We start from the raw sequence: 26,045 nt of genomic DNA on the forward strand, positions 1-26,045 counted from the left end.
CTTTTATTAGTTTATATATGTCAAATATTTTAAATACTTTTCATTTTTTCCGCTTACTGCATCAAAATATGCAGTTTGTAATTTTTCTGTAATTGGTCCTCTCGCACCATTTCCAATAATTCTCGCGTCCACATCCCTTATTGGAGTAACTTCAGCAGCAGTTCCTGTAAAGAATGCTTCATCAGCAATATAAATCTCTTCTCTTGTAACTCTTCTTCTTACTACTTCAATACCCATATCTTTTGCTAAATCAATAATTGTAGCTTGTGTAATTGATTCTAAAGAGTTATCATTTGGTGGAGAGATTAAAACTTCATCTCTAACAATAAAGAAACAAGCACCACTTGCTTCTGCAATATACCCTTGGTCATCTCTTAATAAAGCTTCATCATAACCAGCCTCAACAGCTTCATATTTAGCCATTTGAGAATTTAAATAATTTGCAACAGCTTTTGCTTTACCCATTCCTGAAGTATTTGGAGTTCTTGTCATTGAAGATATTTTTACTCTAACACCTTTTCTTAAGCCTTCTTCTCCTAAATATGCACCCCATTCCCAAGCTGCAACAGAAACTTTTACAGGAGCCTCTTTATGATATAATCCCATAACACCATACCCAAGGTAAACTAAAGGTCTAATATAAGCTCCATTGAAAAGTTCATTTTTTTGAAGTAATTCAACTTGAGCTTTATTTAACTCTTCAACGCTAAAAGGTACATTCATTAATGTCATCTTTGCAGAATTAATTAATCTTTTTGTGTGCTCATTTAATTTGAAAATTGCACATCTACCATCAACAGTTTTATATGCTTTTGTACCCTCAATAGCACCATTACCATAATGTAACGTATGACTTAGAATATGTGTGTTCGCTTCATGCCAAGCAACATATTCACCATCCATCCATATATATTTAGCTTCTGTCATTTTAATTTATCCCAAATAAAATTTTTAGTTAATATTCTATCCAAATAAAATTAAAATAACCTCTTATTGCTATTTTAACTTTTTTTATACTATATTTATTAATTGCAACTTAGTGGCATACAAAAGCTATTTTATATAATTTTATATTAAAGCAAAACATAGTAAAAGATATAAATTTATTATTAGGATTATTATGAGTCAGCAACAATTTTGGAATGAAAAATTTACAAAGGATGGATATTTGTATGGAATTAATCCAAATGAGTTTTTAGCTTCAAAACTAAATTTGTTTAAAAAAGATTCAAAACTTTTATGTTTAGGAGAAGGAGAGGGAAGAAATGCCATTTTTTTTGCAAAAAATGGTTTTAAAGTAAAAGCAATTGATGTTTCTAATATTGGTTTAGAAAAATTACAAAAAAGAGCAAAAGAGCAAAATTTAGATATTAATACTTTATGTATAGATTTAAATCATTGGCAAGCTAATGAAAAGTATGATGTAATTATCGCTTCATATTTACATATGTATAAAAATGAAAGAGAAGAGTTATTTTTAAAAATAGAAAACTCTTTAAATATAAAAGGCTATTTTGTTGCTGAATTTTTTTCACAAAATCAATTATCGTATAATAGTGGAGGTCCAAAAGATACTGAACTTTTATACACAATAGAAGATTTTAAAAATAATTTTAACTCTTGTACAAAACAAATAAGTGAAGAAATAGTTTTTCTAAATGAAGGTAGAGGACATCAAGGCAAAGCAAGTGTTATTAGAGTAGTTATTCAAAAGAGCTAGTTTACCTACTCTTCAACTACTTTTATATATACTATCTAATAATAATTTATATCAACAATAATTATACTAGAGAAAAGAATGAGAAAAAAAATAGAAGATCTTATAGATAATAGAGTTTTAGTAATTGATGGTGCGATGGGAACACAGCTTCAGGTTGCTGAAATAAAAGACGAATATTGGTACTATGAAGGGGAGAATTTAGAAGGATGTAATGAACTTTTAAATTTAACTGCTCCTAATGTAATAGAAAAAATATATAGTGCATATGCTTATGCAGATGCAAACCTTATAAGTACAAATACTTTTGGCTCAATGCCTTGGGTTTTAGATGAGTATGGAATAGGACATATGTCTTATGAACTTTCAAGACTTGGAGCAAAAATTGCAAGGGAAGTTTGTGATAGCTATCAAAGTGATGAAAAGCCTAGATTTGTCCTTGCTTCAATAGGACCTGGAACAAAATTACCCTCTTTAGGGCATATTGAATATGATGAAATGTTTGAGGGTTATAAAACAATGGCTAAAGGTTTACTTGATGGAGGTGCAGATATTTTCCTTCTTGAAACATGCCAAGACCCTTTACAAATTAAAGCAGCTATTCATGCTTTAAATGAAGTAGCACCACATATTCCTATTATGGTATCTGTTACAATTGAATTAAGTGGAACAATGCTAATTGGAACTGATGCTTCTACAATTGCTACAATTTTAGAACCTTTTAATATTTTATCTCTTGGATTTAATTGTGGTACGGGACCAAAGCAAGTACATAAACATGTGAAAACTTTAAGTGAAGTATCAAAGTTTCCTATTTCTGTTCATGCAAATGCTGGACTTCCTCAAAATAAAGGGGGATATACATATTATCCAATGGGACCAAAAGAGTTTGTAGAATTACAAAAAGAGTTTTTACAAATAAATGGAGTTTGCTTTTTAGGCGGATGTTGTGGAACAACTCCTCAACACATTAAAGCCTTAGCAGATGCAATAAAAGGAATTAAACCAAAAAAACCAACAGGAAAGCATGAGCCTTCACTTGCTTCATTATTTAATAGTGTTCCTTTAGTTCAAGAATCAACTGCTCTTTTAATTGGAGAAAGAAGTAATGCTACGGGAAGTAAAGCCTTTAGAGAATTATTAAAAGCAGAAGATTATGAAGGAACTTTAAGTGTAGGACAACAACAAGTAAGAGCAGGAGCGCATGTTATTGATGTTAGTGTTGGTTTTGCTGGGCGTGATGAGAGTAAAGATATGCATGAAGTTATCTCTTTATACTCACAAAAAATTGCTTTACCTTTAATGCCTGATTCAACACAAATAAAAGCTTTAGAAACTGCACTTAAAAAAATTGGTGGAAGAGCTATTATTAACTCTGTAAATTTAGAAGATGGAGAAGAAAAGTTTGATGAGGTATGTAAATTAGCTAAAAAATTTGGTGCAGCTTTAGTTTGTTTAGTTATTGATGAAGTAGGAATGGCAAAAACTAAAGAAAGAAAAGTAGAAGTTGCCCAAAGAATATATGATTTAGCAACAACAAGACATGGCTTTAGACCTGAAGATTTAGTTTTTGATATGTTAGTATTTACCGTTGGTTCAGGAGATGATGAGTATAGAACAGCTGCTATTGAAACAATTGAAGCTATAAGGGAGTTTCAAAATAGACATCCAAAAGTAGGTACAACTTTAGGTTTATCAAATATCTCGTTTGGTCTTGATGCAAAAGCTAGAATATATTTAAACTCAATGTTTTTACATCATTGTGTACAAGCAGGTCTTACAAGTGCTATTGTAAATGTTAAACATATTTTACCTATAAATAAAATAAGTGAAGAAGATAGAATAGCTTGTGATGATTTATTATTTAATAATCAAGAAAAAGGTGATCCTTTATTTAAATTTATAGATCATTTTTCTAATATTGAAGAACAAGCTGAAGAGAGTGATGAAGAGTTTCAAAAATTAAAGCCAATTGATAAAGTGAAAAAACTTTTATTAGATGGTGACAAAGATAGAATGTTACCACTAGTTGAAGAATTAAGACATACTGTAAATCCAGAAATTATTGTAAATGAGTGGTTAATTGATGGAATGAAAGTTATTGGAGAACTTTTTGGAAGTGGTCAAATGCAATTGCCATTTGTTCTTCAAAGTGCAGAAACAATGAAAGCAACAGTTGATGCTTTAAATCCATATTTACCAAAAGAAGATAAAGCAACTGAAACTGTTTTAGTTTTAGGAACTGTAAAAGGCGATGTTCATGATGTTGGTAAAAACTTAGTTGATATTATTTTAAGTAATAATGGTTTTAAAGTTATAAATATTGGTATAAAAGCAGATATTAATGATTTTATTATTGCAGTAAAAGAACATAAAGCTCAAGCTATTGGTATGAGTGGACTTTTAGTAAAAAGTACAGCTGTTATGAAAGAAAATCTTGAAGAATTACAAAGACAAGGGATAAATATCCCTGTATTGCTTGGAGGGGCTGCTCTTACTAAAGCTTTTATAAATGATTTTTGTAGACCTATATATGATGGCCCAATTTTTTATTGTAGAGATGCTTTTGATGGAGTTGTTTCTATGCAAAGAATTGAAGTTGGAGATGTTAATAATACCGCTTTAGCTGCTGATTTAATTGAAATTGAGGATACTTCAAATAAAAAAGAAGAAGTTGAAGTTGTAATTCCTCCTTATGAACAAATACAATTACCTTCTAAAACAAAGTTTACTTTTCCACCTTTTTGGGGAAGAGTTGCAAAAACAAGTGATAAAATTGATAATGACTTAGTATTTAAATGGATTAATCATAGAGTATTATTTAGACAAAGATGGGGATATAAAAGAGCAGGTCAAAAAACAGAAGAGTTTATAAAACATGAAGAAGAAGTAGTTAAACCTTTATATGAAAGATTAAAAGATGAACTAATTTCAAAAAAGATTTTTAACCCTATTTCTATAATGGCTTATTATCCTTGTATTTCTTATGATAACAAACTATATATATTTGATGCACAAAAATATGGTTTTCACTCTTTGGAAGAAGCAAAAAAAGTTCCTTCTTTAGATGAAGCTATAAAAGTATTAGAATTCCCAAGACAAAAAAGAAAACCACATAGATGTATTGCTGATTTTTTTGCAAATGATAGATTAGATGTGGTTGCTTTTACTCTTGCAAGTGCAGGATTAGAAATAACTCCTTATGAAAGAGAACTATATAATAAAGGAAAATTTACTGAATATTATCAAGTTCATGGATTAGGAGTAGAATTAGCTGAAGCTTTAGCTGAAGTAATACATAAACAAATAAGACTTGATTTAGATATTGTTCCAAAAGAAGGACCAACATTAAATGATGTTCAAATGAAACAATATATAGGATGTAGATACTCTCCAGGATATGCTGCTTGTCCAGAATTAAGTCAAAATAGAGATTTTTATGATTTATTAAGCCCTGAAGAGTTTGGAATTACACTTAGTGAAACCTTCCAAATGGACCCAGAACAAACTACTTGTGCTATTGTAGTGCATCACCCTGAAGCAAATTACTATAATATTTAAGTTAAACAATAAAAAAACACCCCCAAAGTGGGGTGATAAAATAAAAGCCCAAAGAATTTAAAAATTTAAGTTAAATTTTAGGAAAAACCCTTGACAAGGGGTAAAAAATCTATTATAATTCCCGTCCAAATTCGCTGGAACGCTTAAGAAGCGGGAGAGATAGAAATTGAGTTCTTTAAAAACAAAAAGTTTATAAGGAAAGTAATCTTTATAAACTGAATATATATGACAATGAAAAACAAGAAGAATAGAAAATTCTTCGTCTATAACAAAAATTTAATTAATTAATTTTAATTAAAAAACAATGAGTGATAATTTTGTAACAAATAGAGTTACATAATTAGTCAGTTTCAAACACTTTTTGGAGAGTTTGATCCTGGCTCAGAGTGAACGCTGGCGGCGTGCTTAACACATGCAAGTCGAACGAGAACGGGATATAGCTTGCTATATTTGTCAGCTAAGTGGCGCACGGGTGAGTAATGTATAGGTAACATGCCCTTTACAAGGAAATAACAGTTGGAAACGACTGCTAATGTCCTATATGCCTTTAATACTAAAGTATGCAAGGGAAAGATTTATCGGTAAAGGATTGGCCTGTATTGTATCAGTTAGTTGGTGGGGTAATGGCCTACCAAGACAATGACGCATAACTGGTTTGAGAGGATGATCAGTCACACTGGAACTGAGACACGGTCCAGACTCCTACGGGAGGCAGCAGTGGGGAATATTGCACAATGGGGGGAACCCTGATGCAGCAACGCCGCGTGGAGGATGACACATTTCGGTGCGTAAACTCCTTTTATATAGGAAGATAATGACGGTACTATATGAATAAGCGCCGGCTAACTCCGTGCCAGCAGCCGCGGTAATACGGAGGGCGCAAGCGTTACTCGGAATCACTGGGCGTAAAGAGCGTGTAGGCGGATCGATAAGTCAGGAGTGAAATCCTATGGCTCAACCATAGAACTGCTCTTGAAACTGTCAATCTAGAGTATGGGAGAGGTAGATGGAATTTCTGGTGTAGGGGTAAAATCCGTAGAGATCAGAAGGAATACCGATTGCGAAGGCGATCTACTGGAACATAACTGACGCTGAGACGCGAAAGCGTGGGGAGCAAACAGGATTAGATACCCTGGTAGTCCACGCCCTAAACGATGTACACTAGTTGTTGCCATACTAGATATGGCAGTAATGCAGTTAACACATTAAGTGTACCGCCTGGGGAGTACGGTCGCAAGATTAAAACTCAAAGGAATAGACGGGGACCCGCACAAGCGGTGGAGCATGTGGTTTAATTCGACGATACGCGAAGAACCTTACCTGGTCTTGACATAGTAAGAATATTTTAGAGATAGAATAGTGCTAGCTTGCTAGAACTTACATACAGGTGCTGCACGGCTGTCGTCAGCTCGTGTCGTGAGATGTTGGGTTAAGTCCCGCAACGAGCGCAACCCTCGTCGTTAGTTGCTAACAGTTCGGCTGAGAACTCTAACGAGACTGCCTACGCAAGTAGGAGGAAGGTGAGGACGACGTCAAGTCATCATGGCCCTTACGACCAGGGCTACACACGTGCTACAATGGGGTATACAAAGAGCAGCAATACGGTGACGTGGAGCAAATCTCAAAAATACCTCCCAGTTCGGATTGTAGTCTGCAACTCGACTACATGAAGTTGGAATCGCTAGTAATCGTAGATCAGCTACGCTACGGTGAATACGTTCCCGGGTCTTGTACTCACCGCCCGTCACACCATGGGAGTTGATTTCACTCGAAGCAGGGATGCTAAGATAGCTACCTTCCACAGTGGAATCAGCGACTGGGGTGAAGTCGTAACAAGGTAACCGTAGGAGAACCTGCGGTTGGATCACCTCCTTTCAGAGAAAAAACAGATTAAGATTCAATTCTTAATCTGAAAGTCAATATATTCAGTTTATAAAGATTATTTAAAGATAGGTGAAAGGGGCCTATAGCTCAGCTGGCTAGAGCGCTCGACTGATAATCGTGAGGTCACAGGTTCAAGTCCTGTTAGGCCCACCATAAGAAAGATAATCTTTATGGGGAATTAGCTCAGCTGGGAGAGCGCCTGCCTTGCACGCAGGAGGTCAGCGGTTCGATCCCGCTATTCTCCACCAACTTATAAATAAAAAAGAAGAAAATAAGGTGAGAAAAGAAACTTAATATAAGAACTAAAAGAGATTAGTTTTTATATTAGGTTTAAAAAACCTAAAAGTTATTTAAAAACACAATGTTAAAGTCTTTAAATTTTTCGAAAGAGTTTTATTGAAACGAAAGTTTTAATAAAAAATAAAATTTCAAAAAAGAAAACACAACTATCTTATGTTTAATAAGATAGTAGCCAAGGAATAATTATCAAAGGTAGATTAAATAGGAATATTTAATTTATACAAAGAAAGCTATTAAGGGCTAATGGTGGATGCCTAGACTGTAAGAGGCGATGAAGGACGTACTAGACTGCGATAAGCTTCGGGGAGCCGTCAAGAGGCATTGATCCGAAGATTTCCGAATGGGACAACCCAGCATAATGAAGATTATGTTACCCTACGGGGGGCTAACCTGGTGAAGTGAAACATCTCAGTAGCCAGAGGAAGAGAAATCAAACGAGATTCCGTAAGTAGCGGCGAGCGAACGCGGAAGAGGGCAAACCCTATGCTTGCATAGGGGGTTGAAGGACCATAATAAGAGACTAAAGATGATAGTAGAAATAGTTGGAAAGCTATAGCATAGAAGGTGATACTCCTGTATACGAAATTATCAATAGCTCAAATGGTATCCTGAGTAGGTCGGAACACGTGGTATTTTGACTGAAGCCGGGGGGACCACCCTCCAACCCTAAATACTACTTACAGATCGATAGTGAACAAGTACCGTGAGGGAAAGGTGAAAAGTACTCCAGCGAGGAGAGTGAAATAGAACCTGAAACCATTAGCTTACAATCATTCGGAGCCCTATGTTTTAACAGGGTGACGGACTGCCTTTTGCATAATGAGCCTGCGAGTTGTGGTATCTGGCAAGGTTAAGTCAAGTACGAAGCCGTAGCGAAAGCGAGTCTTAATAGGGCGACTAAGTCAGATGCTGCAGACCCGAAACGAAGTGATCTATCCATGGGCAGGTTGAAGCTGGTGTAAGAGCCAGTGGAGGACCGAACCGATAGGCGTTGAAAAGCCTCCGGATGACCTGTGGATAGGGGTGAAAGGCCAATCAAACTTCGTGATAGCTGGTTCTCTCCGAAATATATTTAGGTATAGCCTCTAGAAGTAGCATGTAGGGGTAGAGCACTGAATGGGCTAGGGCTGCTCACCGCGGTACCAAACCCTATCAAACTTCGAATACTACATGTGGAATCTAGGGAGTCAGGCGTAGGGTGATAAAATCATATGTCGAGAGGGGAACAACCCAGACTAACAGCTAAGGTCCCAAAGTTACATCTAAGTGGAAAACGATGTGGAGTTACTGTGACAACCAGGAGGTTGGCTTAGAAGCAGCCATCCTTTAAAGAAAGCGTAACAGCTCACTGGTCTAGTGATTCTGCGCGGAAAATATAACGGGGCTAAGATGTACACCGAAGCTTTAGATTCATATTATATATGAGTGGTAGGAGAGCGTTCTATTCAGCGTAGAAGATGTACCGGTAAGGAGCGTTGGAGCGGATAGAAGTGAGCATGCAGGCATGAGTAGCGATAATTGAGGTGAGAATCCTCAACGCCGAAAACCCAAGGTTTCCTACGCGATGCTCGTCATCGTAGGGTTAGTCGGGACCTAAGTCGAGTCCGAAAGGGGTAGACGATGGTAAATTGGTTAATATTCCAATACCAGCATATAAGCGCGATGTGGGGACGCATAGAGTTAATCGAGGTCACTGATGGAAGTGTGGCTCGAAGGAAGTAGGTTGATACTTAGGCAAATCCGGGTATCACGAGACCGAGATCTTACAGGCCGAACAATCTTTTAGGAGAGCGTTTGGAATCGATGATACTGTCGTGCCAAGAAAAGCCACTAAGTATATTATATGTTGCCCGTACCGTAAACCGACACAGGTGGGTGGGATGAGTATTCTAAGGCGCGTGGAAGAACCCTGGTTAAGGAACTCTGCAAACTAGCACCGTATCTTCGGTATAAGGTGTGCCTCCTCTGGTATATGAACTTGCTTCAAAAAGCTAGAAAGGTTGCAACAAAGAGTCCCTCCCGACTGTTTACCAAAAACACAGCACTTTGCTAACACGTAAGTGGATGTATAAGGTGTGACGCCTGCCCGGTGCTCGAAGGTTAACTGATGATGTTAGAGCAATCGAAGCATTTGATTGAAGCCCGAGTAAACGGCGGCCGTAACTATAACGGTCCTAAGGTAGCGAAATTCCTTGTCGGTTAAATACCGACCTGCATGAATGGCGTAACGAGATGGGAGCTGTCTCAACCAGGGATCCAGTGAAATTGTAGTGGAGGTGAAAATTCCTCCTACCCGCGGAAAGACGGAAAGACCCCGTGCACCTTTACTACAGCTTGACACTGTAGCTTGGATATTCATGTGCAGGATAGGTGGGAGGCTAAGATGACTAGACGCCAGTAGAGTCGGAGCCACCCTTGAGATACCACCCTTGAATATTTGAGTTACTAACTAGGTAGAGTAAACCTCTACTAGGACAATGTCTGGTGGGTAGTTTGACTGGGGCGGTCGCCTCCTAAAAAGTAACGGAGGCTTACAAAGGTTAGTTCATGGCGGATGGAAATCGCCAGCTGAGTATAATGGCATAAACTAGCCTGACTGTGAGACGTACATGTCGAGCAGAGACGAAAGTCGGTCATAGTGATCCGGTGGTTCTGAGTGGAAGGGCCATCGCTCAAAGGATAAAAGGTACGCCGGGGATAACAGGCTGATCTCCCCCAAGAGCTCACATCGACGGGGAGGTTTGGCACCTCGATGTCGGCTCATCGCATCCTGGGGCTGGAGCAGGTCCCAAGGGTATGGCTGTTCGCCATTTAAAGCGGTACGCGAGCTGGGTTCAGAACGTCGTGAGACAGTTCGGTCCCTATCTTCCGTGGGCGTAGGAAAGTTGAGGAGATTTGTCCCTAGTACGAGAGGACCGGGATGAACGTACCACTGGTGTACCAATTGTTCTGCCAAGAGCATCGTTGGGTAGCTACGTACGGATGAGATAAGAGCTGAAAGCATCTAAGCTCGAAGCCAACTCCAAGATGAACTTTCCCTGAAGATCCCTCTAAGACTAAGAGGTTGATAGGCTAGATGTGTAATCAATGAAAGTTGTTTAGCTGACTAGTACTAATAGATCGTTTGGCTTTTTTTTTACAATTCTTTGGTTTACTATCTTATTAAATATAAAAGTTGTGTAAAAGACTTTAACAAAAAACTCACAAAGTTGAGTGTTAAGAATAGAAGAACTATTTTTATCACTCAACTTGCTGGTGGATATAGCGAAGTGGAAATACCCAGACCCATACCGAACCTGGAAGTCAAGCACTTCAGCGCTGATAATACTGCAGCTTTCAGTTGTGGAAACGTAGGTCTCTGCCAGCTCTTGAGTTTTTTATATAACAATTTAGCCTTTATCTAAGTCAATATTTACTGTTGATTTCGATAGAGGCTTTTTTTTTACCTTGTTTTTTTATATATTTTACTTTTATCTTTTATTACTAGAAAAAGAGCCAGACTTTATTGAAGCCAAAAATAGGAAGATAATTTTCGAGAAAGCCTGAGGATTGTTTGAAATAAAAAGAGTGATAAATTCACTCTTTTTATAAGTTCCGCAAGGCAGAAAATTAGAATAATATTTTTGGGAAGCATTTATGCCTTCAATAACTTGTCTGGGAGTTTCTTTGTACCTTTCTTTACGGTTAAAGAAAGGTAATTAAAAAAAGAAATATAAAATATAAGATAAAAGTTTTATTCTCTTATAGTATTTTCTACTTATAAATATATATTTCTATAATTAATATTTAGACTGAAATACTTTTTTTTTATAAAAAAAGTAAACAAAAAAAATCGTTCACTAGATGAAAAATTACGCTAAATCTTTTTTAAAATCCTAAAATTGTAAGACTCGGCAAATTCTTGCCTCAAACAAGTTACAATTTCTTTACGAATTTTAAAAAATATTCTTTACGCTATTTTTCAAATGCTCACCCTTTTATCTAGTAATTTAACTTTATTGAACTAAAAAGTATAAGTTGTGTAAAGAGTCATTAAAATAAAGCTTTAAATGGATTAATTTATAAAAAATAAGTAAATATACTTATCTCTCTTTTCTTTTTCTTCTAGACATCTTATAGGGCTTTTATATAAAGCTAGGTTTCTTTTGATTTTTTTTATTAAAGGCTTTATTTACTAAATTAACATACTATTAATTAAAATTGGGTAGAATTACACATATTTTAATAAGGAAAATTGATGCTTTCATCTTTTAAACAAAAGATTATAGATTATGTATTTACAGTTTCAAAACAACCTATATTATTAAAAGATTTACTAATTGCAAATGCTCAATATAATGAAAAATTGCATGTTGATCCAGTAAAACTTGGATTTAGATTAAAAGTTGCTAGAGCTTATTTGGTATATATAATACTTGTAATTCTTTTTCTAATTCCTTTTACAATTGTTTCTCATGGTGCATTTGTAAAAATGGATTCACATGTTTCTATTGTTGCAGGGATGCTTTTAACAGCAGTAATTTTTATCTTTTTTAATTTCTTTAGAGTTTGGTTAGTTGACCAAGTTGCTTTAAGTCAAATAAAAAAAGGTTGGAAAACACATTTCCCATTTTTTCCATATAAAGATTATAATAAAAAAATTGATGAGATTTTTCAAAAAGCTAGTAAATTAGAGCTTCCAAAAAAAGAACTTCAAAAATATATCTTAGATAATCTAGTAGAATAGATTATCTAATCTCTTAAAGCTTTTGCTTGAGGATTTCTTTGCTTTTTTAATTGCATATCTACAAATTTTCCTAATAATTCTTGTTTTTCTTTAAAAGCTAAAGTTTGCTTTTTAATCTCAGGAATATATTCATAAATATTAAAACCTGCTTCATACATAGATAATCTAACAGGAGTAGCAATAGAATAAGTTGTAATAATTGTATTTTTATTTGAAAGTCTATATAAAATATCAAAATATTCTTTAGTCCACAATTCATTATTAACGTCACTTGAAAAAGCATCTTGATAAATTATATCAAAATTTATTTCTAATGAATTTAGATATTCTCTTGCATCACCAATTTTAATAATTATATTAAATTGAGTATCCTTATAATATTTATCTTCACATAGCTTTATAATAATAGATTTTAATTCTTCAAACTCTTTAGGGTATTCAAACTCTTTTAATGATGAAATAAGCACTTCATCTAGTTCAGGAGAGTATATATTTATTTTAGCATTAATATTATACTTTTTTACATAATAAATAGTTGCTAAAGTATTATATCCTAATCCAAAACAAATATCTAAAATATTTAATTCATTTTTATTTTGATGAAAAGTAAAGGCTGGAATAATATGTTTTGATAAGCTTTCAAAAATTGCACCATCATTTATACTATGATAGTGCTGATTATATTGTTGGGAAAAAAGAGTTTTAGACCCATCTCTTGTAGTAACTACTTTATACATAAAATTAGATTTCTAACTCTTTTAATTTTTCTTCAGGTAAAAATAAATCTTTATTAGACATTACTCCAATTCCATTATTTAAAACCTCTTGTGCAATTTGTTTTGCTTCTTCTAATGAGTGCATTTTATATGTACCACATTGATATTCATTTAATTCTGGAATATCATTTTGAGATTTTACTTTAATTACATCTTCCATAGATTTTTTCCAAGCAGTAGCAACTACTTCTTCACTTGGATTTCCTAATAAACTCATATAAAATCCTGTTCTACACCCCATAGGAGAAACGTCAATAATTTCAACTTTATCAGAATTTAAATGATTTCTTATAAATCCTGCAAAAAGATGTTCTAAAGTATGAATACCTTTTTCTCCTAACATTTTTTTATTTGGAATACAGAATCTTAAATCATAAACAGTAATAACATCTCCCGAAGGTGATTTCATAGTTTTTGCAACTCTAACAGCAGGTGCTGGCATAATAGTGTGGTCTACTCTAAAACTATCTAGTAGTGGCATTTTGTTCCTTTTAGATTTAATTATTTTGAATTTTATCCTAAAATTACTAAAGAGGTATTTATAAATAATAAGCTTTAATATTTTAACAGTATTTCTAAAGTAAAGAAAAAACTTAAACTGTAATTGAAAATATTGCTCCTTTTATTGAATTTTCAACTTTTATTTCTCCATTCATTTTTTCTTCAATAATTAGTTTTGTCATATAAAGCCCTATGCCAGTTCCATAATTACATTTTGTAGTAAAATATGGATCAAATATTTTATCTAAGATATTTTTATCTACTCCTCCTGCATTATCTTCAATATATAAAGTATTGTGTTTTTCTTCTTTTATATAGATTTTTATTTTGGGATTTGTCACTTTTCTATCTACTAATATATCTTTTGCATTTGAAATAATATTAACTATAGCTTGTGCATATTCATTTTTAAACCCATAAATTTTAAAGTCTTTTCCTTTTTTTATTTTAACTTTTATTTTATAGAAGCTTAATGTAGAATTTAATATTTTTAAAGCATTTTCAACAGCTTCAAAGATATAAAACTCTTCTTTTTTGCTATTTGGGTCAAAAAAATTTCTAAAATCATCTATAGTTTTTGACATATATTCTGTTAAATCATTTGCTTCATTTATTCTATTTATAAGATATTTTTTAGTTAATTCATTATATTCGTACGCTGATTGAATATCAAAAAATAATCCTGAAATTTGCGATAAAGGTTGTCTCCATTGGTGAGCAATATTTTCTATCATTTCACCCATTGCCGCCATTTTTGATTTTTGTATTAAAAGTTGTTCTTGTCTTCTTTTTTGTTTTTTTAAATAAGTTCTTTCTGTAATATCTTTAAGTGATGAAAAAAGTAGATTTTCATCATAATTATTATAATTAACAATTTGAAGTTCAATGATTTTAATATTATTATTTTTATCTTTTAATTTTATAGTTTTTTCAAAAGAAGATTTATTTAAAACCATTTCTTTATCTAAATTTATAAATAATTCAAAAAAATTTCTATTTAGTAATTCTGAATGTTTATAAGAAGTAAGTTTTAATGCAGTATTATTAAAACTTAAAATTTCACCTTTATGTTTATTTGAAATAATAAAAGCATTATTACTATGATTAAAAAGAAGTTTAAATTTTTGTTCATTAGAAATAACTCTTTTTTTATAGTTTTTAAATAAAGAATCAATCTTTTTTGTAAATAAAAGAGAAATAATAAAGAAAAATATAGTTATTACACTAATAGAAATAGAGAGTTTAGTTATATTTTTTATTAAATTTTTATAAGAGATATTTCTTTCATTTTTAATAATATTATTAATAGTATTTAAATTTGTAACATTTGCAATAAAATATCTATACTCTTGTATAAAACTTCCATACATTAGTTTTTCAGAATCTTCATAAAATATAAAATCATTACCTTTATAATTTGTTTTTATAAGTAAATCTTTTATAGCTTCTTTATCAAACTTATTTGCAATTACATGTTTTTGTATAATTAAATCACTATTTAAAATATCATTTAAACTAGTTACATTGTATATTAAAATAAAGTCTTCTTTATTAGAACTTTGCTTAAAAATCTTTTCTTTAATTTTACTAGTAATATTTTCTTTTATTTTTTCTAAAAAAGTAGTAGAACCAATAATAATATCTAATTCATCTAATGCTCTTGCAAAAAGTATTTTTTTTGATAATATATTACTTTTGGGTTTATACCAAAAATATTCATGAAAAGTTTGTTTTTTATTATTAGAATGAATGATTTCGTTTATAAATTTTTTTCCAGAGATATCTTGAATATTTAAATAATTTTCTCCTTCTATTTTTTTATATTCAGTATTTAAAATAATAGTTCCTTTTTTATCTAAAATAAAATAATTTATATCATTTTCTTTATTTGAGATTTGAGTAAGAGCGTCTTTTATAAATTTTAATTTTTCCTCTTTTGTAAGATTTTTTGATTTTTTATATATGGCCTTAGCTAAATTATATGCTATTATTGATTGATTTTTAATTCTATATTTTTTATTTTTTAAAATAGAAAATTCTTCAATTTTTATATCATTTATTAGATTCTCAACAGATGTTTTTAGAGTAAATTTTTTTCTTTCAATAATAGTATTTTTAAAATTATTTATATGATTATTAAAATTTGTAAATTCAGTTTGTATAAGAATAATACCTATTATTGTAGCAACTAATAGAATAATTATTGTAGAACTTAAAAGTGTAATTTTTTTTATTTTTTTTTCAGTGTTTGTATATTTATTCAATATTTAATTTATATCCTATATTTGAAATATTTTTAATGCATTTTATAGGAAGTTTTTTCCTTAAAAAACCTATTGTAGTTCGAAGAGAGTATATGCTCATATATTTTTCATTCCATACAACTCTTTCAATCTCTTCATAAGAAATTATTCTGTTTCTATTTTTTACTAATAGTTCTAAAAATAAAAATTCTTTTTTTGTAAGAGTTAATGGTGAGTCTTTATAATAAAAAAGTAAATTCTTACAATCAAAATAAAAATTTGCATTTAGATATATCTTTTTATCTTTGCTTTCTTCAATTTTTTTTACTGCTTTTTTTAAAGCAGGATATAAATTTTTACTTGAAAGAGGTTTTATAATATATTTTTCAAGGTTTAATTCAATAGCCTCTAATAAATAATCTTTATTACTAAAAGCTGTTGAAATAATAATTTTTGTATTAAGATCATTTTCTCTAATTTTTTTTGAAAGTGAAATTCCATCTAGTTTTGGTAAATTTATATCTGTTAAAATAATATGAGGTTTATATTTTTTATAAAGTTTAAAGCCCTCAAAGCCATCTTTAGCTTCAATAAGAGTTTTAAACATCCTTTTTAGAATTCTTGAATTGATTTTTCTTACTTCTTCATCATCTTCAATATATAAAATAGTATATGCTTTAAAATTTTGCATTTAAGACCTTTTTTTAGATAGATATTTAAGTATTATAGGTGATAATATTATAACTATTATAATTATTAAAAGACTTAAAGTAATTGGTCTTTCCCAAAGAAAAGAGATAGAACCATCGCTTATTGTTAAAGATCTTCTTAAATTATCTTCAATCATCTTTCCTAAAATAAATCCTAAAATCATAGGTGCCATAGGAAAATCTAAAATTCTTAAAAAAAGTGCAACAACAGCAAATAGTGTCATTATATAAATATCAAAATTATTAAAAGTAACTAGATATACCCCAATTAAAGAAAAAAAGATAATAAGAGGCAATAGCAATTGTTTAGGTAAAGTTAGTATTTTAGCTATATAAGGAATAAGAGGAAGATTTAAAATCAATAATACTAAATTTCCAATATACATAGAGATAATAACAGACCAAAATAAAATAGGATTATCAATATATAATGTTGGGCCTGGCTGAATACCATAAGATATTAAGGCTCCTAAAATAACAGCTGTAGTTCCAGAACCTGGAATGCCTAATGTTAATAATGGTACAAAAGAACCTGAAGAAGCAGCATTATTGGCACTTTCTGGTCCAGCAAGACCTTGAAGAGAACCATTTCCAAATTTTTGTTTCTCTTTTTTACTTGCAAAGCTTCTTTCCATTCCATAAGCTAAGAATGAAGCAATTGTAGCACCAGCTCCTGGTAAGATACCAACAAAAAAACCTAGAATAGAAGATCTTGCAATAGTTGGGGCAATTTGTCTAATTTCATTTTTTTGAAGTTTTAAACTACCAAGTTCATTTTTTAATTTTGTTTCTTCATCTTTATTAGTTCTTTTATTTTCTAAGATATTCATCATTGCTTCAGATAAAGCAAAAGCAGCCATTGCTAGAAGTAAAAAGGATATTCCATCAATTAAATCTAATCTTCCAAAAGTAAATCTTGGAATTCCAGAATCAGAATCTATACCAATAGTTGAGAGCATAATACCAAAAATTGTCATTATAGAAGCTTTTAGAAAATTGCCTCTTCCTGAAAATGCTGCTACTGCTGTAAGTCCTAATAACATCATTGCAAAATAGTCAGAAGATTGAAAACTTAATGAGATATTTGCCAAAATTGGTGCAGCAATAAGTAAAAAAATAGCTGCTATTGTTCCTCCTGAAAAAGAAGAATATGCTGCAATTGCTAAGGCTTTACCTGCTTGTCCTTTTTTTGATAAAGGATAACCATCAAATGAACTAGCTACTGTTCCTGCTACTCCTGGAGCATTTATTAAAATTGATGAAGTTGAGCCTCCAAAAACAGCACCATAATAAACTCCGGCAATTAAAATTAATCCAGAAGAAGGATCCATCCCATATGTAATAGGAATCATAAGTGCAATGGCTGATATTGGTCCAAGCCCAGGAAGCATCCCAATAATAGTTCCTGCAAAACAACCTATAATTACCATTAGTATATTATAAAAAGAAAAAGCAGTTTGTGCTCCTTGTAAGATACCATCTATCATAAGAATACTCCTTTAATATATTCTATAAAAAATCCAGGTACTATATATACCCCTAAAATATTATTTAGGATAAGATAAAACCCAACAGATATACTAATAGAAATAATTAGTATTCTTTTAATGTTCCTTTCTTTTAAAAAAATAAAACTCAAAGCTAAAAAAATTATAGTAGATAAAATAAATCCTAAAATTTTTATAATTAAGCCATATAAAAACATTAAAGTTATAAATAAAAAAATAGTTTTAAAATCTAATGATTTTAAATATTCTAGTGAAATTTTTTCATTGTGTTTTTCTTTGATTGCAAAAAATAACATTAGTAAAGAGATAATTATTCCAATAATTCCAATATAGAAAGGAAATGTAGAAGGAGTCATCACTTCAAACTGAGCATTTGGCAACTCTTTTATATCAAATACATTATAAAAGTAAAAAGATGAAAGAGCTAAAAAGAAAATTGAACCTATTATATTTTTTGACATAAGATATTCCTTAATAACCTAGATAAATATTTTTATAAAAAGCCCATTTCTTTCATTAGAGAACTAATTATTTTTTCTTGGTTTTCAAGAAAAAGTTTAAACTCTTCTTTTGATTTATATAGGTTTTCCCAACCATTTCTTTTTCTTATTTTTTCCCATTCTTCAGTTTTATACATATCTTCTAGAATTTTTGCAAATTCGTCAATTTTTTTCTTTGGAAGATTAGGAGCAGCAAAGAAACCTCTCCAATTTACAAAATAAGCATCTACACCCATACTTTTAAAGCTTGGGATACCTTCAATACTCTTATTAGATGTAACTCCAATTATTTTTAATTCTTTCTTTTTATGTTTTTCTAAAACTTCACCAAGTCCAGTTGATAAAATATCAACTTCTCCTGTTAATAATCCAGCTATTGCTTTACCTCCTGCATTGTAAGGTACATATCTCACATCTCTAGGATTTCCATTTGCAGCTTTAAATATTTGTGCTGCAACTAAGTGGTCCATACTTCCTCTTGAACTTCCTCCTGCAATTTTTATTTTTCCTGGATTTTTTTTAAAGGCTTTTTTAACATCTTCCCATGAATTATATTTTGAATCATTTTTTACTACTAAAACGCCAAAATCTGCAATAACTGTTGAAATTAAAGATAAATCTCTAAAAGATTGAGGAAATATGCCTTGTAGTGATCTAATAACAATTGGAGTTGAATTTACCATTATTGTATTTTGTTGTTTATTAGCAGTTTCAATTAAATAAGCAATAGCTTTTCCACCTCCACCACCTGAAATATTTTCGTATGAAGCTTCTTTTATTAAATTTGATTTTAAAAGAGCTTCTCCTACCCCTCTTGCTGTACCATCCCAGCCACCACCTGCTCCTCCAGGTATTAAAAAGTGTATTTTTTCAATATTTGCTGCAAATAGAGTACTATTTACTATTAATAAACTAATAAAAAGATTTTTAAAAGTTTTTGTTAGCTTGTAATTTTTCATCTTTTTCTCCTTAACTTTTTATATATTTAAAGTCTAGATAAAAAAAATGTAAAAAAAATAAAATATTAAATGATTTTTGAAAGTTTTTATATATTTGTAGGATAAATAGAAGCAGAGTTTTAAACTCTTGCTTCTTCTCTTCTTTGTAAATATTCCCATCTAGCATCAACTCTTTTTTGCCATTCTTCTATAATATGCTCATTTTCAGGAGCAAATAGATGTTTAAATCTTGGTTGAAATGCTAAATAATCCCTTACTGGAACAATATTTTTAGGTCTATATGTAATATTTAATTCAGTTCCATCAATTATTTCATAAAGAGGGAAAACTAATGAATCTGTTGCTAAATCAGAAGCTTCAATAGTTTGGTCAGGTTTAAATCTCCACTCAGTTGTACATGCACTCATCGCATTGATAAATACTGGACCTTCTGTATCAAATCCTCTTTGGATTTTTTTAACCATATCTTTCCATTTATTTGGAGCAACTTGTGCAACATAAGGAGAACCATGTGCTGCCATAATTGATAAAATATCTTTTTTATTTTTCTTTTCACCATAAGATACAGTTCCCGCAGGAGCAGTTGTAGTACTTGCTCCAATTGGAGTAGATGAAGATCTTTGACCTCCTGTATTTGCATAAACTTCATTGTCTAAACAAACATACATAAAATCATGTCCTCTTTCAAAACAACCTGAAATAAATTGAAAACCTATATCATAAGTTGCACCATCTCCACCAAATGCAACAAATTTTGGTTGTGGAGTATCAGCAGGAATTCTTCCTTTTTTTCTTAAAACTTTATTCATAGTTTCTGCACCTGCAATTGCTGTTGAAGCATTTTCAAATCCAATATGAATCCATGAACAGTCCCATGAAGTATGAGGATAAATAGCTGTACAAACTTCTAAACAACCAGTTGCTGCAGAAACAACTAAATTATCATTTGTTGCATTTAAAACTTCTCTTACAATAATAGAGTGTGCACACCCTGGACATAAAACATGAGAACCTTCAAATCTTTCAGCAGCTGTTGAAAATGTTTTTAAGTTTTTTATCTCTTTTTGATTACTCATAACAATCCTTCTTATAGTTCATAGAAGCTTAATTCTGGACCTCTAACACCTGTTAATTTTTGGATTTTTCCTGTTAGTTTACCAGCTTTTGCATCTTTATTTAAATCTCTGTAAATATCGCATAATTCATTAATAGTCATATCTCTTCCACCTAAACCATAAATTAAATTTCTTAATACAGGCCTAGCAGAAGTGTTGAATAATGCACCTGCTACTTCATTATATAAAGCACCCACAGTTCCTCCAGGTGCACTTCTATCCATACATGCAACAGCTTTAGCATTTTGTAAAGTTTGTGCAATTTCAACTAAAGGAAAAGGTCTAAATAATCTTGGTGCAACAACACCAGCTTTAATTCCTTCTTCTTTTAACTTATCCACAGCTAATATAGCAGATTCATAAGTTGTTCCTAAACATACAATTGCAACTTCTGCATCTTCCATACCATATGATTCAACAATATTATATTTTCTTCCTGATACTTTTTCAAACTCTTCAAATACTTCTTTTACTACTTCTTTAGAAGCCATAAGAGCAGCATGTTGTTTTGCTTTGTGTTCAAAATGCCAATCATGTTCTGTTTGAACACCATGTGTTACAGGTTTAGAAAAATCAAGCATAGCATTTAATGGTTTATAATCACCAATAAAGTTATAAGCTACTTCATCACTTAGGGGTCTTACATTTTGTGCAGTATGTGAAGTCATAAATCCATCTTGATTTGAAATTACTGGAAGTCTTACTTTTTCATGTTCAGAGATTTTAAAAGACATTAATGTCATATCATATGCTTCTTGTGGGCTAAAAGAATCTAAAGAAACCCATCCTGAATCCCTTGTTAAGTATAAATCTGAATGGTCACCATTTACATTTAATGGTGCAGCTAAAGCTCTATTTACTAGACATAATACTACTGGTATTCTCATCCCTGATGCTTGGTATAATACTTCTATCATAAGAGCTAATCCTTGAGATGAAGTTGCCGTTGCAACTCTACCACCAGCAGCCCCTGCTCCTACACAACCAGACATTGCTGCATGCTCAGATTCAACCATAATTACTTCACCATCAACATACCCATTTGCATGCATTGAAGCATAGTTTTCAACTGTTGCAGTTGAAGGAGTAATAGGATATGCTGCAACAACATCAACAGCAGCTTGTCTTAAAGCTTGGGCATTTGCCATATTCCCATCCCAAACCTCTACTGTATTTAATTCCATTTGTTTACTATTCATTACTTTCACCCTTTTTCTTTTTCTCAGGCCATTTAGCAAGAGCATCTTCATTTTTTTCTGTTTCATTAAACATTAAAAGTGATTTTGGATTTGTAGGACATACACTTACACAGATACCACATCCTTTACAGTGATCATAATCAACTCCTTTCATCTCTTTATCTCTTGCAATAATAGATGAATCAGGACAGAATATCCAACAGTTTTGACAGTCAATACAGATTTCAGAATTCCATACTGGCTTTATTACTCTCCAATCACCCACATAGGCATTTTTTGAGTTAGTTTCTGCATATGTTCTATCTTCTGGTTGAACTTCTGCTATATTATAATTTACAGTTTGTTCAAAAGAAAATAGTGCTGCTCCTGGAACTAATTCATCCCATCCCATATCTTTTATTGATTTACTCATAATACCACCTTTAATTTACTTCGTTGAAAGCTCTTTCAATAGCAATCATATTTGCATCAATTACTTTTTGAGGTAGCTTTTTTAGTACAGCTTTCATTGCATCTTTGAAATATTCTAATTCAAACATTCCACTAATTTTCATAAATGCACCAAGCATTGGAGTATTTGGGATAGGTCTTCCAATAGTTTCTTGAGAGATTTTAAGACAGTCAAGAATAAAAACTCTATCTTCTCTTCCTTGTAATGCTGGAATTAAATTAATTAATTCATTTTTTTGTAAGTGTGTAGTAATTATATATTTAGTTTCTGGTTTTTCATTTGCAGTAAAATCATCTGTAAAGGCTAAACCTGGATCTAAAATAAAAACATAATCTGGAACCATATATTTTTCATGATTTATGATTTTTTTATCATCAATTCTATTATATGCAGTCATTGATGCACCTCTTTTTGCAGAACCATAAAATGCAAAAGCTTGCACTTCTTTTCCAGTTTCTGCAACAACTGAACCTAAACCTTTAGCTCCTGTCACAGCACCTTGACCAGCACGGCTATGCCATCTTATTTCTAGCATTTTAGCTCCTAAAATTTAGTTAGTGTAAGACACCTCTTTTTTGTCTATACTTATTTTATGAGATAATTACTTATAGCAACCTTTTAAATTATAAATTTAATATGTAAAATTAATGTAAAAATCAGCTAAAATTATTTGCTGAACTTATTTTTAAGTATTAGTAAAGCCCAAAAAGTAAGAATTATAAAATATTTTTATAATTCTTTATTAATTTGAATAAGTTTTATTATAGATAAATTGAACAGCTTCTAATGCACTATTTTGTATATAATCTGTGTAGATTTGTAACTCTTCTTGCTGTGCATAACCACAAAGCACTCCCACGCAATTTACATTTGCTTCTTGGGCACAAATTAGGTCAAGCTTTGTATCTCCTACCATCCATACTCTATGTTTTTCTTCATCATAATTCATTAATTCTAAAGTTTTTAAAATTGGCTCAGGATGAGGCTTTGGATTTTCAACATTTTCTCTTCCTGTAATATATTCAAAGTAGTCTAAAATCTCTAAATGTTCTAAAAGAGGAGTGCTATATAAAGCAGTTTTTGTTGTAACTATAGCTAGTCTTGCAAATTTTGAAGCAAACTCTAAACACTCTTTTACATTTTCTAAAAGAAAAGTTTGTTCTTTTGATATAGTTCTATATCTATTTTTATAAGCATCTACAAAATCCCAAACTCTTTCATCTTCAACTCCTAAATCTTTATACATAATATCTAAAGGGTATCCAATTAGATTTTTAATATCTTCTTTTTTCCCTTTAAACTCAAAATTTAGTTCTTCAAAAGTATGATAAAAAGATGAAATAATTGCTTCTGTTGAGTCTATTAATGTTCCATCTAAATCAAATAGTATAATATTATTTTCTTTCAATTTTTTTCCTTGTCTTCTTTTATCCAGTCAATTTGATTATGAAAAATACCTATAAAAGTAGGTTCAATATTTTTTATATTTTTATTTACAACGGTTATAGAATTTGGTATAAATAAGAATAAATATGGCAAATCATTACTTATAATTGTAAAAATATTTTTATAAATTTCTGCTAATTTTTCTCTATTAACTGTAGTTGAACCAAGTTCTATTAATTTATCTAGTTGTTTATTTTTATAACCTACAAGATTAAATCTTCCAATTTTTGTTGAGTCACTATGCCAAAGAGGGTAAGCATCTGGCGTTAAAGCAAGAGACCAACCAAGTAATACAGTTTCAAATTTCCTTGGATGAACAACAGTATTTAAAAAAGCTTGCCATTCCATAACTCTTATTTTTACTTCTACTCCAATTTGTTTTAATTGATGTTGTAAAATTTGAGCTGCATTAACTCTTATTTCATTTCCTGTATTTGTAACAAGTTCAAAGCTTAAAGGATTTTTTTCATTATATCCTGCTTCTTTTAAAAGCTGTTTTGCTTTTTTTATATCTTGAACTATAGGTTTAACTTTTTCATTATAAGCAAAAGTTCCAGGTAAAAATGGCCCATTGGCAACTTTTGCATGTCCAAAATATAAAATATCAACTAACTCTTGTCTATTTATTGCTAAAGATAAGGCTTGCCTTACTTTTTTATCTTGAAATTTTTTATTATTTAAATTAAATCCCAAATAAGCATAAGAAAAACTTGTTGTTTCAATTATTTGGTAATTTTCATAAAATTCATTATTTAATTGTCTATCAACTTGAATAGGTGTAAGAGAAGCTATATCTAGTTTATTTTGTTTTAACATTAAAAAAGAAGTTGTTGGGTCTGGATAAAATTTATAATGAATTTTATCAATTTTAGGTTTACCTTTAAAATAGTTTTTATTGGCAGTTAAAATAATATCTGAGGCATTTTTAAAAGAGTTTAAAATATAAGGACCTGTTCCTATAGGATTTTTATTAAATTTACTTGTCATTAAATCTTTATCATCTTTTAAAATATGATAAGGAAGTAAACCAATTAGCCAAATTTCTAAAGCTTTAAAATAAGGTTTTTTATAAATAATTTCAATAGTAAATTTATCTAAAGCCTTTACACTTTCAACTTCTTTATAATTTGAAGCAATTGAAGTAAAAACTTTTGGATTTAAAATCGTTTCATAAGTAAAAAGTACATCTTGTGAAGTAACTTGTACCCCATCATGCCAAAATACATCTTCTCTTAGTTTAATAATAAGTTTTGTTTCATTTTCAAAATAATATGATTTTGCAATATCTGTTGTAATATTTGCATCTTTATCATATTTTAATAGACCATTAAAAAGCCATTGAGAGATTTCACTACTTGCCGTATCATTAGATAAGATAGGATTTATTCTACTAGGGCTTGAAGTAATTGAAAGATTTAATGTACTTGCAAATAAAAAATTAAAAAATAAAGCTATTAATAGTATATGTTTTTTCATAAGATATTTTAGTATTTTTTTTTAAAAAAGTGCATAAAAAAAGGAAGCAAAATTTTGCTTCCTTTGTAAAAAAATAGTATTGATAAAAAAATATTATCTTTTTGAGAACTGCGTAGATTTTCTCGCTTTTTTCTTTCCGTATTTTTTTCTTTCAACAGATCTTGCATCTCTTGTTAATAATCCATAAGGTTTTAAGATTGTTCTAAATTGCTCATCATAAGCAACTAATGCTCTTGAAATACCATGTCTTACAGCATCAGCTTGTGCAGAGTATCCTCCACCTAAAGTTTTAACAATTACATTTACAGAAGTTTCTTGTTTTGCTACTTCTAATGGTTGCATAACTCTTTTTTTGATTGATTCTAATCCACCTAACCATGCATCTAAAGATTGACCATTAATTGTAAGTTGACCATTACCATTTTCTAGCCATACTTTTGCGATAGCTGTTTTTCTTCTACCTGTTGCGTAAACTTTTGCCATTAGTCTTATCCTTTAATTTGCGCAGTATGAGGATGCTCAGAACCTGCATATACTTTTAATTTTTTTAACATTGTTTTACCAAGAGTAGTTTTAGGTAACATACCTCTTGTTGCTAATTTATATAATTTTTCTGGATTTTTTTCAAACATTTCAGACATTTTGTGAGTTTTAGTACTTCCAAAATAACCTGAGTGTGTAAAGTAGTTTTTAGTCTCTAATTTAGTTCCAGAAAATTTAGCTTTAGATGCATTGATAATTACAACATAATCTCCACAATCTACGTGAGGAGTATAAGAAGGTTTATGTTTACCTCTTAAGATAGTAGCAACTTCAGTAATAATTCTACCAAATACTTTATCAGTTGCATCTACTACTACCCAATCTCTCTCGATTTCGTTAGCTTTTGCCATTTGAGTAAATTTCATTTATTTCTCCGATTTGATTAATGAGGTGGAATAATATACTAATAAAACTTAATAAATACTTAATT

Annotated in this window: 19 protein-coding genes, 2 tRNA genes and 3 rRNA genes; 8 read left to right on the forward strand and 16 right to left on the reverse strand. The window is 31.0% G+C overall.

Annotation, left to right across the window (positions count from 1 at the left end):
- Nucleotides 1–6: 6 nt before the first annotated feature.
- Nucleotides 7–927, reverse strand: a complete 921-nt coding sequence (locus AMYT_RS00840) for a branched-chain amino acid transaminase (RefSeq protein ID WP_114840686.1) — start codon at nucleotides 925–927, stop codon at nucleotides 7–9.
- 193 nt (nucleotides 928–1,120) lie between these two features.
- Between AMYT_RS00840 and AMYT_RS00845 the strand changes: the two genes are divergently transcribed.
- The 8 genes from AMYT_RS00845 (at nucleotide 1,121) to AMYT_RS00880 (ending at nucleotide 12,188) form a co-directional block, all read left to right on the forward strand.
- Complete coding sequence (locus AMYT_RS00845; protein WP_114840687.1) at nucleotides 1,121–1,720, forward strand: class I SAM-dependent methyltransferase; 600 nt, start codon at nucleotides 1,121–1,123, stop codon at nucleotides 1,718–1,720.
- 78 nt (nucleotides 1,721–1,798) lie between these two features.
- Complete coding sequence (gene metH, locus AMYT_RS00850; RefSeq protein WP_114840688.1) at nucleotides 1,799–5,278, forward strand: methionine synthase; 3,480 nt, start codon at nucleotides 1,799–1,801, stop codon at nucleotides 5,276–5,278.
- 358 nt (nucleotides 5,279–5,636) lie between these two features.
- Nucleotides 5,637–7,153 (forward strand): 16S ribosomal RNA (locus AMYT_RS00855).
- Nucleotides 7,154–7,238: 85 nt separating this feature from the next.
- A tRNA-Ile gene (locus AMYT_RS00860) sits at nucleotides 7,239–7,315 on the forward strand.
- Nucleotides 7,316–7,334: 19 nt separating this feature from the next.
- Nucleotides 7,335–7,410, forward strand: a tRNA-Ala gene (locus AMYT_RS00865).
- 275 nt (nucleotides 7,411–7,685) lie between these two features.
- Nucleotides 7,686–10,599: ribosomal RNA gene (locus AMYT_RS00870) — 23S ribosomal RNA — on the forward strand.
- A 114-nt stretch (nucleotides 10,600–10,713) separates the two neighbouring features.
- Nucleotides 10,714–10,829, forward strand: a 5S ribosomal RNA gene (gene rrf, locus AMYT_RS00875).
- Together the 16S, 23S and 5S rRNA genes with 2 tRNA genes alongside form the textbook arrangement of a ribosomal RNA operon.
- Nucleotides 10,830–11,699: 870 nt before the next feature.
- Nucleotides 11,700–12,188 (forward strand): hypothetical protein, encoded by a 489-nt coding sequence (locus AMYT_RS00880; RefSeq protein ID WP_114840689.1) that lies wholly within the window; start codon nucleotides 11,700–11,702, stop codon nucleotides 12,186–12,188.
- A 5-nt stretch (nucleotides 12,189–12,193) separates the two neighbouring features.
- Here AMYT_RS00880 and AMYT_RS00885 read toward each other — a convergent pair whose 3' ends face one another.
- The 15 genes from AMYT_RS00885 to rplM all read right to left on the reverse strand — a co-directional run bounded on the left by AMYT_RS00885 (nucleotide 12,194) and on the right by rplM (nucleotide 25,980).
- Nucleotides 12,194–12,925, reverse strand: a complete 732-nt coding sequence (locus AMYT_RS00885) for a tRNA (5-methylaminomethyl-2-thiouridine)(34)-methyltransferase MnmD (RefSeq protein WP_114840690.1) — start codon at nucleotides 12,923–12,925, stop codon at nucleotides 12,194–12,196.
- Between the two features lie 4 nt (nucleotides 12,926–12,929).
- On the reverse strand, nucleotides 12,930–13,445 hold the full coding sequence (gene luxS / locus AMYT_RS00890; protein WP_114840691.1) for an S-ribosylhomocysteine lyase: 516 nt from the start codon (nucleotides 13,443–13,445) through the stop codon (nucleotides 12,930–12,932).
- 112 nt (nucleotides 13,446–13,557) lie between these two features.
- Entirely contained in the window at nucleotides 13,558–15,729 is a 2,172-nt protein-coding gene (locus AMYT_RS00895) for a cache domain-containing protein (RefSeq protein ID WP_191287675.1), read from the reverse strand.
- The gene (locus AMYT_RS00900) at nucleotides 15,722–16,399 is read right to left on the reverse strand and encodes a response regulator transcription factor (RefSeq protein WP_114840693.1); all 678 of its coding nucleotides are present in this window, start codon (nucleotides 16,397–16,399) and stop codon (nucleotides 15,722–15,724) included. Before AMYT_RS00900 ends, AMYT_RS00895 begins: the two co-directional genes overlap by 8 nt.
- Nucleotides 16,400–17,905, reverse strand: a complete 1,506-nt coding sequence (locus AMYT_RS00905) for a tripartite tricarboxylate transporter permease (RefSeq protein ID WP_114840694.1) — start codon at nucleotides 17,903–17,905, stop codon at nucleotides 16,400–16,402.
- Nucleotides 17,902–18,387, reverse strand: a complete 486-nt coding sequence (locus AMYT_RS00910; protein WP_114840695.1) for a tripartite tricarboxylate transporter TctB family protein — start codon at nucleotides 18,385–18,387, stop codon at nucleotides 17,902–17,904. The genes AMYT_RS00905 and AMYT_RS00910 overlap by 4 nt, the downstream gene beginning before the upstream one ends.
- Nucleotides 18,388–18,419: 32 nt before the next feature.
- On the reverse strand, nucleotides 18,420–19,385 hold the full coding sequence (locus tag AMYT_RS00915; RefSeq protein ID WP_114840696.1) for a tripartite tricarboxylate transporter substrate binding protein: 966 nt from the start codon (nucleotides 19,383–19,385) through the stop codon (nucleotides 18,420–18,422).
- Between the two features lie 119 nt (nucleotides 19,386–19,504).
- Nucleotides 19,505–20,461: a thiamine pyrophosphate-dependent enzyme gene (locus AMYT_RS00920; protein ID WP_114840697.1), complete on the reverse strand. Its 957-nt coding sequence runs from the start codon at nucleotides 20,459–20,461 to the stop codon at nucleotides 19,505–19,507.
- An 11-nt stretch (nucleotides 20,462–20,472) separates the two neighbouring features.
- On the reverse strand, nucleotides 20,473–21,699 hold the full coding sequence (locus AMYT_RS00925) for a 2-oxoacid:ferredoxin oxidoreductase subunit alpha (RefSeq protein WP_114840698.1): 1,227 nt from the start codon (nucleotides 21,697–21,699) through the stop codon (nucleotides 20,473–20,475).
- A complete protein-coding gene (locus AMYT_RS00930; RefSeq protein WP_191287676.1) occupies nucleotides 21,692–22,111 on the reverse strand; it encodes a 4Fe-4S dicluster-binding protein in 420 nt (139 codons plus the stop codon). The genes AMYT_RS00925 and AMYT_RS00930 overlap by 8 nt, the downstream gene beginning before the upstream one ends.
- A 10-nt stretch (nucleotides 22,112–22,121) precedes the next feature.
- On the reverse strand, nucleotides 22,122–22,685 hold the full coding sequence (locus AMYT_RS00935; protein WP_114840699.1) for a pyruvate flavodoxin oxidoreductase subunit gamma: 564 nt from the start codon (nucleotides 22,683–22,685) through the stop codon (nucleotides 22,122–22,124).
- Between the two features lie 207 nt (nucleotides 22,686–22,892).
- Nucleotides 22,893–23,558, reverse strand: a complete 666-nt coding sequence (locus AMYT_RS00940; protein ID WP_114840700.1) for an HAD family hydrolase — start codon at nucleotides 23,556–23,558, stop codon at nucleotides 22,893–22,895.
- Complete coding sequence (locus AMYT_RS00945) at nucleotides 23,555–25,072, reverse strand: peptide-binding protein (protein WP_114840701.1); 1,518 nt, start codon at nucleotides 25,070–25,072, stop codon at nucleotides 23,555–23,557. The genes AMYT_RS00940 and AMYT_RS00945 overlap by 4 nt, the downstream gene beginning before the upstream one ends.
- 93 nt (nucleotides 25,073–25,165) lie before the next feature.
- On the reverse strand, nucleotides 25,166–25,555 hold the full coding sequence (rpsI, locus tag AMYT_RS00950) for a 30S ribosomal protein S9 (protein WP_114840702.1): 390 nt from the start codon (nucleotides 25,553–25,555) through the stop codon (nucleotides 25,166–25,168).
- A 5-nt stretch (nucleotides 25,556–25,560) separates the two neighbouring features.
- Complete coding sequence (gene rplM, locus AMYT_RS00955; protein WP_114840703.1) at nucleotides 25,561–25,980, reverse strand: 50S ribosomal protein L13; 420 nt, start codon at nucleotides 25,978–25,980, stop codon at nucleotides 25,561–25,563.
- Nucleotides 25,981–26,045 lie beyond the last annotated feature (65 nt).

The organism is Malaciobacter mytili LMG 24559 (genome assembly GCF_003346775.1).
GTDB lineage: Bacteria > Campylobacterota > Campylobacteria > Campylobacterales > Arcobacteraceae > Malaciobacter > Malaciobacter mytili.